The organism is Kaistia algarum (assembly GCF_026343945.1).
Lineage (GTDB): Bacteria > Pseudomonadota > Alphaproteobacteria > Rhizobiales > Kaistiaceae > Kaistia > Kaistia algarum.
Genome location: NZ_JAPKNJ010000003.1, coordinates 144,795 through 158,137 on the forward strand (window position 1 = coordinate 144,795; position 13,343 = coordinate 158,137).

14 protein-coding genes are annotated in these 13,343 nt (G+C 65.1%); 6 read left to right on the top strand and 8 right to left on the bottom strand.

Features of this window, described 5'->3' with window-relative positions:
• The first annotated feature begins 38 nt into the window (after positions 1–38).
• Positions 39–1,487, top strand: coding sequence for a DUF4282 domain-containing protein (locus OSH05_RS19000; RefSeq protein ID WP_104218077.1), 1,449 nt, complete (start codon positions 39–41; stop codon positions 1,485–1,487).
• Between the two features lie 118 nt (positions 1,488–1,605).
• On the opposite strand, the gene ychF is transcribed toward OSH05_RS19000, so the two are convergent.
• The 3 genes from ychF to OSH05_RS19015 form a co-directional block, all read right to left on the bottom strand.
• The gene (gene ychF, locus OSH05_RS19005; RefSeq protein WP_104218076.1) at positions 1,606–2,700 is read right to left on the bottom strand and encodes a redox-regulated ATPase YchF; all 1,095 of its coding nucleotides are present in this window, start codon (positions 2,698–2,700) and stop codon (positions 1,606–1,608) included.
• 167 nt (positions 2,701–2,867) lie between these two features.
• Positions 2,868–3,575 carry an aminoacyl-tRNA hydrolase gene (gene pth, locus OSH05_RS19010; RefSeq protein ID WP_104218075.1) on the bottom strand — a complete coding sequence of 236 codons (708 nt, stop codon included), beginning with the start codon at positions 3,573–3,575 and terminating at the stop codon, positions 2,868–2,870.
• Positions 3,576–3,611: 36 nt separating this feature from the next.
• On the bottom strand, positions 3,612–4,226 hold the full coding sequence (locus OSH05_RS19015) for a 50S ribosomal protein L25/general stress protein Ctc (RefSeq protein WP_104218074.1): 615 nt from the start codon (positions 4,224–4,226) through the stop codon (positions 3,612–3,614).
• Between the two features lie 201 nt (positions 4,227–4,427).
• Here OSH05_RS19015 and OSH05_RS19020 point away from each other — a divergent pair, with 201 nt between their 5' ends.
• From OSH05_RS19020 to OSH05_RS19035, 4 genes are all read left to right on the top strand, one after another.
• Complete coding sequence (locus OSH05_RS19020; RefSeq protein ID WP_104218073.1) at positions 4,428–6,476, top strand: acyltransferase family protein; 2,049 nt, start codon at positions 4,428–4,430, stop codon at positions 6,474–6,476.
• Positions 6,477–6,558: 82 nt separating this feature from the next.
• Positions 6,559–7,431 (top strand): tonB-system energizer ExbB, encoded by an 873-nt coding sequence (gene exbB / locus OSH05_RS19025; protein WP_266352813.1) that lies wholly within the window; start codon positions 6,559–6,561, stop codon positions 7,429–7,431.
• 5 nt (positions 7,432–7,436) lie between these two features.
• On the top strand, positions 7,437–7,856 hold the full coding sequence (gene exbD, locus OSH05_RS19030; RefSeq protein ID WP_104218072.1) for a TonB system transport protein ExbD: 420 nt from the start codon (positions 7,437–7,439) through the stop codon (positions 7,854–7,856).
• A gap of 199 nt (positions 7,857–8,055) precedes the next feature.
• Positions 8,056–8,403 (top strand): hypothetical protein, encoded by a 348-nt coding sequence (locus tag OSH05_RS19035; RefSeq protein WP_104218071.1) that lies wholly within the window; start codon positions 8,056–8,058, stop codon positions 8,401–8,403.
• 69 nt (positions 8,404–8,472) lie between these two features.
• On the opposite strand, the gene OSH05_RS19040 is transcribed toward OSH05_RS19035, so the two are convergent.
• The 5 genes from OSH05_RS19040 to lgt form a co-directional block, all read right to left on the bottom strand.
• A complete protein-coding gene (locus tag OSH05_RS19040; RefSeq protein WP_104218229.1) occupies positions 8,473–9,405 on the bottom strand; it encodes a ribose-phosphate pyrophosphokinase in 933 nt (310 codons plus the stop codon).
• 147 nt (positions 9,406–9,552) lie between these two features.
• Positions 9,553–10,068 carry a hypothetical protein gene (locus OSH05_RS19045; RefSeq protein ID WP_133163067.1) on the bottom strand — a complete coding sequence of 172 codons (516 nt, stop codon included), beginning with the start codon at positions 10,066–10,068 and terminating at the stop codon, positions 9,553–9,555.
• 114 nt (positions 10,069–10,182) lie between these two features.
• Positions 10,183–10,953: a peptidoglycan editing factor PgeF gene (gene pgeF, locus OSH05_RS19050; protein WP_104218069.1), complete on the bottom strand. Its 771-nt coding sequence runs from the start codon at positions 10,951–10,953 to the stop codon at positions 10,183–10,185.
• On the bottom strand, positions 10,950–12,038 hold the full coding sequence (locus OSH05_RS19055) for a class I SAM-dependent methyltransferase (RefSeq protein WP_104218068.1): 1,089 nt from the start codon (positions 12,036–12,038) through the stop codon (positions 10,950–10,952). The genes pgeF and OSH05_RS19055 overlap by 4 nt, the downstream gene beginning before the upstream one ends.
• The gene (lgt, locus tag OSH05_RS19060; protein WP_104218228.1) at positions 12,035–12,865 is read right to left on the bottom strand and encodes a prolipoprotein diacylglyceryl transferase; all 831 of its coding nucleotides are present in this window, start codon (positions 12,863–12,865) and stop codon (positions 12,035–12,037) included. Before lgt ends, OSH05_RS19055 begins: the two co-directional genes overlap by 4 nt.
• A gap of 166 nt (positions 12,866–13,031) precedes the next feature.
• Between lgt and OSH05_RS19065 the strand changes: the two genes are divergently transcribed.
• The gene (locus OSH05_RS19065) at positions 13,032–13,322 is read left to right on the top strand and encodes an accessory factor UbiK family protein (protein ID WP_104218067.1); all 291 of its coding nucleotides are present in this window, start codon (positions 13,032–13,034) and stop codon (positions 13,320–13,322) included.
• Positions 13,323–13,343: the final 21 nt, after the last annotated feature.

Sequence of the window (13,343 nt, forward strand, 5' to 3'; positions counted from 1 at the left end):
TGCAGCCTGTACCATCCGGTCTCGGTCGGGATGATGGAATGAACTCGTTCTTCGACATCTTCAGATGGGATCGCTTCGTCGCCACAAACGCGATCGAGGTCCTGTTCTGGCTTGTGGCTGGGCTGTCGGTCCTTGGCGGCGGCTATGGCGTGCTGGCGGGAGTCCACTCCCTGCAGGCCGACGAAGTCGGTGGCCTGATCGTAATCGCGCTATCGATCATCGGCGGCGTCACGGGAATCGTGTTTGCGCGTATCCTCTGCGAAGCGATCGTCATTCTCTTCCGCATCAACGATAATCTCGCCGATCTGGTGGAACGCGATGCCGATGCGCCGGCCAGTGACGACAACCGCGATGCCGATTGGGCGCGCACGGACCGCCGCCCGGCAGGTGCCCAGCCGGAACGGCGCGATCCGCTGGCCGTCGAGCTCGCTGCGATCGATCATCGCGTGGCCGCCGCGGAAGCGATGGATGACCGTCTCCCCGATTTGAAGCTTGCCGAGGCGCGAAACTGGGAGACGCGCGAGACGGCGGCACGCCGGGTCGAGCCACGCTCTTGGGACCTTCGGGCGCCGGAGCCGAGGGCAGCCGAACCGGCTTCCCGCCGTTCCTTCGAGGAGCGGCACGCTGAACCGCGTCATCCGGAACCGGGTAGCCATCGCGCAGAAGAGCGCCTTCATGCCGAGGCCCGGCGAGCTGAGTCCCGGGGTGCAGCCCAGCGTCCGGCCGAGCCGCGGCGGCCGGAGCCGCATCCGATCGAGCCGCATGTCGAGTCCCGTCTTTCGGAACGAAGAGCAACTGAAAGCCGGCCGCCGGAGCCGCGAAGCTTCGAATCGCGGCTGATTGAGGGGCGCGCTTCCGAGGTAAGGCCTCGAGACGCGCGTCCGGTGGACAATCATACGGCTGCCCATGCGGCTCGTCCGGAACCCGCTCCGGGGTCCGACCCGCGGCACGCGCCGATGCGGCCTGCGGACCGTCTCCCGCAACTGCCTCAGCCGGGGTCAGCCGAGGCGCCGCGTCACGCCTCCCCGGCTGCGCCGCGTGAGGGCACCGCGATGCGCTCTCCCGACGCTCGGGATGCAAGCGGCGCCCGTCCTGCTTTGCCACCGACACGTCAGGCACAGGCCGCCGTGCCTCCGAGGACTGAGCCGGCGCGGAATGAAGCCGAATTCGTGCCGCCACGGGATGCGGGCTCGATCGCTTCCGACCCGGCGCGCAACGGCGTCGAGGCTCCCCAGAACAGCGTTCCGGTGAGGTTGCCCGTTGCGGAACTGCCGGCCTTGCCGGTTCAGGTTCTGGAATATTCGCCAGAGGCATCCGCGGAGGTGGCGCCCGCTAGTGCGGAGCGCGTACCGGAGCGCAAGGACAGCGAGGCTCGCGGTCCGAATGGCAAGGGAAGCCCCGGCCGCTCGGGGCGGCGGGGGAAAGCGTCCCAGAAGCCATCCACGCCGCGCGGCGGCCCGCAGAAAGCCGGCGACACCGCCGGATAGCGGACGGTGACCGGCTTCAAGCCATCCCGCGTTTCCTCAGAAGCGCCGAATGGCTTTATGTCGTCGTTGGGCCGCGCTTTCCTTGCGCGAGCCTTGGTCCACTTCGCTCTAGGCCAGTCTAGGTGTTGAAGCGGAAGAGCAGCACGTCGCCGTCCGCCACGACATATTCCTTGCCTTCATCGCGAGCGCGGCCAACTTCCTTCGCGCCGGATTCGCCGCCGAACTTTACATAGTCGTCGAAGGCGATCGTCTGGGCGCGGATGAATCCACGCTCGAAATCGGAGTGGATGACGCCGGCCGCCTGCGGGGCCTTGGTGCCGACGGTGATCGTCCAGGCGCGCGTTTCCTTCGGGCCCACCGTGAAATAGGTGATGAGGCCCAGAAGTTCGTAGCCGGCGCGGATCAGCCGGTCGAGGCCGGGTTCTTCGAGGCCGAGCGTATCCAGGAAGTCCGTCTGTTCGGCGGCGTCGAGCTGCGCGATTTCGGCCTCGATCGCCGCGGAGATCACGACGCAGCCGGCGCCCTCGGCGGCCGCCATCTCGACGACCCGCTGCGAATAGGCGTTGCCGGTGGCGGCCGAAGCCTCCTCGACATTGCAGACATAAAGCACCGGCTTCGAGGTGAGCAGGTTCAGCGCGTCGAAGGTTGCGCGGTCGTCGTCGGAGACCTTCAGCTTGCGGGCCGGCTTGCCCTCGCGAAGCAGTTCGAGCGCACCGTCCATCAATGCGACCTGGTGCTTCGCTTCCTTGTCGGTGGCGGAGCGCTTGCGGAGCGGGACGACGCGGCGCTCCAGACTGTCGAGATCGGCGAGCATCAACTCGGTCTCGACGGTCTCGGCATCGGCGACCGGATCGATCCGGTTCTCGACATGGGTGATGTCGCCATCCTCGAAGCAGCGCAGCACATGCGCAATGGCGTCAACCTCGCGGATATTGGCCAGGAACTGGTTGCCGAGGCCCTCGCCCTTCGACGCGCCGCGCACGAGGCCGGCGATGTCGACGAAGGTGAGACGCGTCGGAACGATTTCCTTCGATTTGCCGGCTGCCGCGAGCTGGGCAAGGCGCGGATCCGGTACGGCGACCTCGCCCGTATTCGGTTCGATGGTGCAGAACGGATAGTTGGCCGCCTGTGCCGCCGCCGTCTTGGTGAGAGCGTTGAACAAGGTCGACTTGCCGACATTCGGCAGACCGACGATCCCGCATTTGAAGCCCATGGTGCTTTCTCAGTTCTTGTCGAGGATGACGGATGGGCCGATCTCAAAGGGATTGATCAGGCGGACCGTCCGGATGATCCGGTTGTGTTGCATATCTTCCGAGAGCAGGTATCGGCAACCCGCCTTCAACGCCGATGCGACGATCAGACAGCCAAGGCGCGTGCGAATCAGCCGTTCTTGCCGAAAAGGCGCTTCAGCCCGGCGGCGAAGGGCCCGTCCGGAGGCGTATCCGGCGCCGGCTGGTCCGGCTGGCGAGCGGCCTCGGAAGGTACGGCCTCCGCCTTCCTGACTGGCCGTGCCGGCTTCTCGGCTTCGCCGATGCGATGGAGGCGGTTGGCGAAGCTGTTATCTTTGCCGTCGGCGAGGAGCGGGGCGGCGTCGGCGATGGCGTCCAGCAGCGGATTGATCCATTCGGCGTCGACGCGGGCGAAATCATGCAGCACATGCGCGTGCACGAGTTCCTTGGCGCCAGGATGGCCGATGCCCACGCGCAGGCGGCGATAGTCCTCGCCGATATGGGCACTGATCGACCGCAGCCCGTTATGGCCGCCATGGCCGCCGCCGATTTTCATGCGGGTCTTGCCGGGCGGAAGGTCCAGTTCGTCATGGATGACGACGATGTCGGCATTGGGGATCTTGAGGAAGCGAGACGCATCGGCGACGGCTCGGCCGCTGTCGTTCATATAGGTCTGCGGCTTCATCAGCAGCACCTTGCGGCCTGCGAGCGTGCCCTCGGCGATCTCGGCGGAAAAGCGCGAGCGCCAGGGGCCGAAGCCATGGCGGCGGTGGATGGCATCCGCCGCCATGAAACCGATATTGTGCCGGTTGAGCGCATATTGGCCGCCGGGATTTCCGAGGCCGACGATGAGGAGCATGTCGCGTCTCCCTTGCTCGAACCGGCAGGCTGCGGCTTACGCCTTAGCCGCCGCCGCATCCGCCTCGGCCTGCTCCTGCGAGGTCAGGGCCGCCGGCGCTGCGATCGTCGCGATGGTAAAGTCTCGATCGATGACGGGCTTTACATTGGCGGGCAGCTGAATGGCCGAGATGTGCACCGAGTCGTTGATGTCGAGGCCCGTCAGATCCACGACGATGTGCTCGGGGATCGAGTCCGCAGGGCAGTTCACCTCGACTTCGTGACGAACGATGTTGAGAACGCCGCCGCGCTTCAGGCCCGGGGACTTGTCCTCGTTGATGAACTGCACGGGGATCTCGACATGGATGGTCGAGCCGGCCGAGACGCGCAGGAAGTCAACGTGGACCGGCTGATCCGTGACCGGATGCAGCGAGTAGTCGCGGGGGATGACGCGGATCTTTTCACCATCGACGTCGATCGTCGCGACAGTGGTCAGGAAGCCGCCAGCATGAAGCTTCAGATAGACATCCTTGTGCGACAGTTCGATCGCGATCGGAGCCTGCTTGTCGCCGTAAATAACGGCCGGTATCTTGCCTTCGCGACGCGACGCCCGGGCGGCCCCCTTGCCCACGCGGTTGCGCACGGAGGCCGTGAGCTCGTAAGCGGTGCTCATCGGTATTCTCCTTCTATGAAACAACAAAAGGCCGCGGTGCCTCCAGGGGTGTCGGCGCGGCCGCGCTGCTTATAGACGAGCGGCGGCGGCGCGGCAAGCAAGCCGCCTTCGATTCGCCAAAGCAGAAATGGCTGGGTTTCGCTTGATGCGGCAGGCCGTGTGCCGCATAAACCTGCCATTCGCGTGCCGGGAAAGGGTCCGATGCTTCTTGTTTCCGACAGCGCCCGCGGGCGCCCCGGCCGATCCTCCGCGCAAACGTCGGATGCCTACAAGCCGCATATCGATGGCCTCCGGGCGATCTCGATCATCGCGGTGCTCGGTTATCACGGCGCGATATCCGGATTTGGCGGCGGCTTTGTCGGCGTTGACATCTTCTTCGTCATCTCCGGTTTCCTGATCATCAACCAGATCACGGCTTCGCTCTCGGCGCAGCGTTTCTCGATCTGGGATTTCTATGCCCGGCGCGCGCTGCGAATCCTGCCGCCCTATTATCTGGTGCTGATCGTCACCTTCCTGATCGCGCTGCTACTCTTGCGATCCCCGCGGGAACTGGACGATTTCCGCCGCGCGGCGTTGCTCGCGCCCATCTTCCTCACCAATGTGCATTTCTTCCTGAAGAGCGGCTATTTCGACCTCGATTCGCATGAGAAGCCGCTGCTGCACACTTGGTCGCTCGCGGTCGAAGAGCAGTTCTATCTTCTGGCGCCGCTAATCCTCATGGCTGCCTTCTATTTCGCGCGACGCGGGCGGTTCAAGGATAGCCGTGTCGTCTTCGCCACCGCGCTCGTCATCGGCGTCGCGAGTTTCATCGGCTGCATCCTCTTCACGCTGCCGGGCCGCAATCCTGCCTTCTACCTGCCGATGTGGCGCGCCTGGGAATTCGTGGCCGGCGGCGCGGTCGGTGCCCTGGCGACGCTACGCTTCGGGCGCTGGAACGATGCGGTCGGTACGCTCACCGGCCTCGTCGGGCTGACGCTGATCGTCTCCAGCGTCACGCTGTTCGGCGAGGTGACTGCGTTTCCCGGCTCGGCGGCGGCCATTCCTGTCCTGGGCGCGGTGCTTGTCCTGTTCTCGGGGCTTGCCGCGCCGTCGGCGCCGGTCGCAGTCGTGCTGTCGACCGTTCCGTTCCGCTTCGTGGGGCGAATTTCCTACGCGCTCTATCTCTGGCATTGGCCGTTCCTCGTCTTCGGCCGCTTCCTGCCCTTCGAAGTCTCCGACACCGTCGTCGTCACCGTCGCCCTGTCGCTCTCCTTCATCTTCGCGGTCGCGACGCATTATGCGATCGAGCGGCCCATCGTCGACTGGCGGCGCAAATCCGCCTTCGCCCGGGAGCCCCGCCTGCAGCGCAAGGTGGTCTATGTCGCCGTCGGCGCGTCGATCCTCGGCGCCGTCGCCATGGGATCGGTAAGCTGGTTCGCGTTCTGGGCCGTCAAGCAGAATCCGATGCTCGCGGCCGTAGAAATGGCCAACGTCAAGGGCAGCGGCGCGTGCCTCGATCCGACCGGCGATGCAGAGAAGTCCTGCCTCGATGGTACCAAGCCGCTCGGCTTCATCGTCGGCGATTCCCATGCCCTGGCCATCCAGGGGCGCGTTGAATATGAGGCCGAGCAGGATGGCGACCGCCTGCTGTCGCTGGTGATCGCCGGGTGCAATCCGGTTGTTTTCGTCACCAACCCGACCTTCGGAGCGACCAATTCCGTCTGCGCGCCGCTGTTCAAGAAATTCGAGCATTTCACGGGTGAAATGGGCGCCGAGCCGCAATTCGCCGTGGTTGCCGGCATCTGGAATGTCGTCATCGAGAATGCCGCCCCGACCGATGAGGGCGCGGAGACTCGTTTCCGCGACGGCATGGCGAAATTGCTCTCGATCCTCGCCGAGGGTGGCCAAAGGCGCGTTCTGCTCGTGGGGCCGGTGCCGGAACTACACCTGAAGGACCCCTACAATTGCATCGCGCTGAAGCGCAGCTTCGGCCTTTCGGTCGAGAGCTGCGGCGTGCCGCGCGCTGAAGTCGAGGCGCGGCGCAAGCGCACCGTCACGATCATGAAGGCGCTGGCGGCGGAGCATCCGAATGTGCGCTTCATCGATCCGGTCGATGTCTTCTGCGATGCGAAGCTCTGTCTTCCTCTCAAGGATGGAGCCATCGCCTATATGGACAGCAACCATCTCAATCCCTACGGCGCGAAGATTCTCTTCAACCGCTTCCGGTCCGATTTTCTCTGGGCTTTCAAAGGCGACGGCGCCAAGAGCTGATCAGGGCCGAGTTTTCGGTTGAACCGGAGCGCCGACCGTTTTATTCGGAATATAGAAGTCAACTTTTATTCCGAAGGACGCCATGCCGGACATGCTCCGCCGCGTCGCCGCGTCGATCCTCGCGACGATCCTTCTCGCCATGCCGCTGACGACGCTCGCCCGGGCCCAGTCAACGATCCAGGTCGAATCCATGGAGGCAGCGCCGGCTGCCCAGACGGCCGTTTCTGCCGAGGAAGCCGTCGATCCGAAGACGCTGCCGCATGATCTTTCGCCTGTCGGAATGTTTCTTGGCGCCGACTATGTCGTGAAGTCGGTGATCGGTGGTCTCGCCGCCGCCTCCGTGGCGACTTGGGCCATCTTCTTCATGAAATCGTTCGAGCTGGCGTCGGTGCGCCGCCGCTGGACCGGATTTCGGTCGCGGCTCGCCCGGGCGGATACGCTGGACGATGCGCTGGAACTCGCCGGTCGTCGCCGCGACGCCGCGGCGCGCCTCGTCCGCGCGGCCACGGATGAGCTCGAGCTTTCGCGGGGCTTGCCGGCTTCCGGTATCAAGGAGCGCGTCGCAATCCGGTTCGATCGCATCCAGGCCGGGGCAGGGCGAGAGATGGGGCGTGGCACGGGCGTCCTTGCCAGCGTCGGGTCGCTCTCGCCCTTTGTCGGCCTGTTCGGCACCGTGTGGGGAATCATGAATTCCTTCATCGGTATCAGCCAATCCAACACGACCAACCTTGCCATCGTCGCGCCCGGTATAGCCGAGGCGCTGTTCGCGACGGGCGTCGGGCTCGCCGCCGCCATTCCTGCCGTGCTGTTCTACAATGTGTTTGCCCGCATGATCTCCGGCAACAAGGCGGCGCTCGCCGATGTCGCCGCCGAAGTCCTCGGGCTGCTTTCGCGCGATTTGGATCGCTCGGCGCAGCGCGGCCCGCTGCGCATTGTCGCTGCGGCGGCGGAGTAGGGCAGATGGCGGTCCGGCTTGGAGGCGACGAGGACGAACTCGCCGAGAATAGCGAGATCAATGTCACGCCGTTCATTGATGTGATGCTGGTGTTGCTGATCGTTTTCATGATCGCGGCGCCGCTGGCGACGGTCGATGCGCCGGTCGATCTGCCGCGCTCGAATGCCAAATCGGCGCCGCCTGAGGGCAAACCGATTTTCCTTTCGATCAGTCAGGATCTCTCGCTTCGGCTTGGCAATGACGCGGTGTCGCGGGAGGAGCTGGCGAGGGCCGTCGAACGTGCAAGCGGCGGTAACCGGGAGGAACGCATCTATCTGCGCGCCGATCGCCGTGTCGACTATGGCGAGGTCATGGAAGTGATGAACAGACTGCGCGAAGCGGGCTATGGCAAGGTAGCGCTCGTCGGCCTCGATTCAGGCCGGTAGCGCGTTCAAGCCCGAACCATCGCCGGTTCGAGACTTAACATTGAATCCTGCCAACGTGACCCGAAGTGGGTTCGGGCGGCATTTCCGCCGCCAGCGTCGTCCGGCTCCTCGCGAAATCCGCCAGAGAGGGTATTGGCCAATTCGTATGCTCGACGCATGATCCCCTCGCGGGTTGGGGCGATTTCTAAAAGGGGATGACATGAGCTGCGAATGCGAGTCTCAATGCCCGACGGCCACGCACTGCTATTGCATCTACACCTATGAGGATGGCATCTGCGTTTGCGTCTGCGACTATCCCATGGTGCTGCCGGCCAGCGCACGAGCGCCGAAGTCGCTCACCAGCATGGTCGATCTCTGCATCAAGAATGTGGAACTCGCCGATCTCGCCGCAGCGCTCGACAGTCTCAGCGATGCCAATGTCCTAATCCCGGCGGCGCGCGCCAGAACCAAGGTGTCGCTGCATATGCACAAGATTCCGCTTGGGGACGCGCTCTCTAAGCTCGGTCTGTTGACCGATTCGAGTCCGTCGCCACAGGTGGCGTCCTGAGGCTCAGCCCTTAGCTGGGACGGGCGATATAGGGACCCGCAAGGACCGCGGATCCTCGCCACTCCACGATCAGATGAACAGGCTCGATACCGACTTCTCGCTGGCCGTGCGGTTGATCGCCTCGCCGATCAGCGTCGCGATCGAGGTGACGCGGATATTCGACGCCTGCTGGACCGCCTCGGTCGGCTGGATCGAATCGGTGATCACCAGTTCCTTCAACATGGACGAGGCGATGCGCGCCACGGCGCCTCCCGACAGCACGCCATGGGTGATGTAGGCGACGACGGATCGCGCACCCTTGGTGAGCAGCGCCTCGGCCGCGTTGCAGAGCGTACCGCCGGAATCGACGATGTCGTCAAACAGGATGCAGTCCTTGCCCTCGACATTGCCGATGATGTTCATCACTTCGGATTCGCCCGGGCGCTCACGGCGCTTGTCGACGATGGCGAGCGGCGCGTCGATCCGCTTGGCCAGCGCACGGGCACGGACCACGCCGCCGACATCCGGCGACACCACCATGACGTTCTCTAGCTCGTAATGCTCCTTGATGTCGCGCGTGATGACGGGGACGGCAAAGAGATTATCCGTGGGGATATCGAAGAAGCCCTGGATCTGGCCGGCATGGAGGTCGAGCGTCAGGACGCGGTCGGCGCCGGCATGGGTGATCAGATTGGCGACCAGCTTGGCCGAGATCGGCGTACGAGGCCCTGCCTTCCGATCCTGTCGCGCATAGCCGAAATAGGGAAGCACGGCGGTTATGCGGCGCGCGGAGGACCGGCGCAACGCGTCGATCAGGATGAGCAGTTCCATCAGATGATCATTAGCCGGGAAGCTCGTCGACTGGATGACAAAAACATCCTCGCCGCGAACGTTTTCCTGGATCTCGACAAAAATCTCCTCGTCGGCGAAGCGCCGTACCAGGCATTTTGCGAGCGGAATTTCGAGATAGTTGGCGATCGCCTCAGCGAGCACCCGATTGGAGTTTCCGGCAACCAGCTTCAAGGTTTCGGGTCCCGTCGTCAAAGGCAAGGCCGCACCCGACTCCGTGAGGAGGGGCCAGACGGCGGCGTTGTAGCAACTGAGGTGACGCACTGCAAACGCGGATTGTGGTGGACAAGCCCGCCAGCCTGAATCGTACCCTGTGATCGTCTACCGGCTCGCTCCCCAGGCGACGATCGAGGTGATGGTCTTCTGGGCAACGCTGGTCGCCGTCGCCCCATCGACGCCGGCCCAAGGGTCGTTCGACGCTCCGGCCGTCGAGGTCTCCTGACCCGAGATTCGGTGGACGCGCCGGCCGGCCGTGTCGAAGATATCCCAGACATAGACGAGAATCGTGCCGGAGGAGTCGCCGACCGCCGACAGGTAGCCCTTGACGACGTAGGTCGCCGAAGGATCGCCGGAGGGCACCAAGGTCACATGCTGGGCAAAGGCTTCCTTGCCCAATTCGGAGGAGATCCTCGTCAGGACAGAGGCAGGAGCCCCCGTAACCGGGGCAAAGGCGAACTTGGCCTGGTTGAAGGGTACCGCCGGGGCCGCAGGCGCGATCGAGCCGGACCCTTGCGAGGCTGCGGGGGCGCCGCTGGGCGCGCTTCCGCAGGCTGAAAGATATGAGGCCGCAACCAGCAGCAAGGCCAGTTGCAGAAGCCGATTTCCCTTAACCATCATGGCGATCGTCCTGCCGGCCCGGTCGTCCAGAACCCTGAATTCTTCCTATCCGCAAATGCGGATCGGGTCCAGAACGGCTTCTCCGGGAAACTTGCCTCGCCCTGGAATTCTTGATCAAGGCGCGAGGCTGATGGCGTGCAGCAGGCGGCCATAGTCCGGCTCGCCTCGATGCGTCGTGCGGCGGTAGGAGAAGAAACGCTCCGGATCGGCGTAGGTGCAAAGCGCCAGATCCTCGAAACGGCCGATCTGATTCGCCGAAAGGCGCGCGCCGATATAGGCGGGCAGGTCGAAGCGATGATGGCCCTCGCGGTCCGACGGCTCGAAATAGCGCGCATTCGCCGCATCGGCGTCGAGGAAGCGCTCCCGGAATTCGGGCCCGACCTCATAGGCCGCGCGGGAGATCGTCGGCCCTAGAACGGCAACGATCCGCGATCGGTCGGCTCCCAGCTGTTCCATCGCCTCGATCGTTGCCTCGAGAATGCCGGTGAACGCGCCTTTCCAGCCGGCATGGGCGGCGCCGACGACGCCGCCTTGCGCATCGGCGAAGAGCACGGGGCCGCAATCGGCAGTGCCGACGCCGACGGCGATGCCGGGACGCGCGGTTACGACCGCGTCGGCCTTCGGCCCTTCTCCGGGAAGCCAGGGCTCGTCGACGATGACGGCGTCGGCGCTGTGGACCTGATAGGGCGTGGCGAGGCTTGGCGCCGGAACGCCGAGCGCGGCGGCGACGCGGGCGCGGTTCTCGGTGACGGCGGCCCGCTCATCATGGGATCCGACGCCGCAATTGAGGCTCTCATAGATCCCGCCGGAAATGCCGCCCTGCCGCGTGAAGAAACCATGCCGGATCGAGGGTAGGGCCGATAGCGCGTCGGAGGTCAGCTTCATGATGCGGCGGTCACTTTCGCGAAGGGTGGAACGTCGAGGCCGGGTGATGCGACGCAGAGCACCTTGAAGAGGTGGCCCATCGCGGCAGAACCCGCAAGCCGCTCAACGGCCGCGCGGATTGCGTCCTGCGTTTCGGCCGGCTTATCGGCGCCAAGTCGGCCGGCGCGCTCCAGGAGGCCGAGCGCCAGGAGAAAATCGCCCTGCGTCATGACTGGCGCCGGAATGGCTCCGGCGGAACGGGCGGCTCCGGCGAGTTCCTGAAAGTCGACGTGAACCGTCAAGTCCGCCATGCCGGGATGGGCGAGTGGCGGGTCGTAGCGGTGTTCCAGCATAGCCTGCAGCGTATCGCCGTGACCCGCGCCGTCATGGCCGTAGTCGATGGCGAGAAAGGCGCCGCCCTCCCGCGCGATCCTGCCGGCGAGCGCCCGCATGATCGTCTCGGACCAGGCCGCGACCTCAACCGTATCGCCCGCTGCGACACTGGCGGGGCCGGCGAAGTCGGGCGCTGGGCGCAGGACGAAGGTGAGCGCGTCCGCTTCAAGCCCAACCATGCGCTCCGACCAGCCATCCATGCCGCGAACATATTGCCGGACGGGCAGAGCGTCGAAGAACTCGTTGGCGAGCACGATGGCCGGGCCCGGCGGCAGATCTTCGTGCGAACGCACCCAGGTCGCTTCATGCCCCGCCAGACGCTCCCGCTGGACCATCGATAGATGCGGGCTGGTTTCGACGAGGGCAATGCGGGCCGCCGCCTCGAAGGCCGGAACCAACCTTGCGGCGCGCAGGGCGTCGGCCATCAGCGTGCCACGGCCCGGGCCGAATTCGGCGAGGACGAAAGAGGCGGGCGATCCCATCCGTTGCCAGGTCTCGACAGCCCAGAGGCCGATGAGTTCGCCGAACATCTGGCTGATCTCGGGGGCGGTGATGAAGTCCCCGGCCGCGCCGAACGGGTCGCGCGTCATGTAGTAGCCGTGCTGCGGGTCGCCGAGGCAGGCTTCCATATAGTCCGCGATCGTCATCGGGCCGGAATTGGCGATCCGCGCGGCGAGGCGCAGCGCCAGCGGCGTCGGCTGCCCCTCGATCATGAAGCCGAGGCAGGCGCCGGACGGCGCAGCACGAAGACGAGCAGCGCGATGCCGGCCAGAAGAAGCGGCAGCGACAGGAGCATGCCCATGGTCAGGCCGCCAGCGAAATAGCCGATCTGAATATCGGGCTCCCGGAAGAACTCCGAGACGATGCGCGCCATCGAATAGCCGATGGCAAAGACCGCCGCGACGAAGCCGGGCTGGCGGAGCCGAAGCTGCCTGTGCGTCAGGAAACGCAGCACGAGGAACAGCACCAGCCCTTCGAGCCCCGCCTCATAGAGCTGGCTCGGATGGCGGGGCTGCAAGTCGGCGGTCGGGAAGACCATTGCCCAGGGCACATCGCTCGGGCGGCCCCAGAGTTCGCCATTGACGAAATTAGCCAGCCGTCCGAGCAGGAGGCCGACCGTCACCGAAGGGGCGATAACGTCGATCAGTGACAAGATCGGGATCTTCCGGTTGCGGGCGAACAGGACCATGGCGATCACGGTGCCGAGAAAGCCGCCATGGAACGACATGCCGCCATGCCAGACTTCGAAGATCGTCAAAGGCTCGGCGAGAAACTTGCCGAGATCGTAGAAGAGCACATAGCCGAGACGGCCGCCGACGATAATCCCAATGGTCGCCCAGACCACGAGGTCGTCGAGGTCGATCATGCGTAGCGGCGCGCCGGCGGGCCCCCAGAGGCGGGCATTGCTGACCAGCCGGCGGGCGTACCACCAGCCGAACAGGATGCCGACGATATAGGCGAGGGCGTACCAGCGGATCGCGAACGGGCCGACCTGGATGAGCACCGGGTTGATGGCCGGAAAGGGGAGAACGTTGAGCATGGGGCGCCCCGGATTGCGGTCGGCCGCATAGGTGCGCCGACAGCGGAGAGGGGTCAAGCCCCGCCGCGTGACGCTGTGCCACCCCTTCGAACCCACCTCCGCCCTTGCCGATGCCGGTACGGCCACCCATACTCTCCACCAGCGCAGTCCCGTCGGAGGAGCATCCATGGAACAGGGTCCAAGCCGTCTGTTCGACGAATTCGCCAAGCTCATGACCGACGCGGCCGGAATGGCGCAGGGCGTGCGCCGCGAGGCCGAGACGGCGATGAAGCATCAGGCGGAGCGGTTCTTCTCCGACATGGACTTCGTCAAGCGCGAGGAATTCGACGTCGTGCGCGAGATGGCCCAAAAGGCCCGCGCCGAGAACGAGGCCCTGTCGGTTCGTATCGCCGACCTCGAGGCCAAGCTTGCCGTGCTGACGGCCGGGCACATCGTCGCCGCGCCGCCGGTCGAGTAAGCCCGATCTCCACAGTTTTCC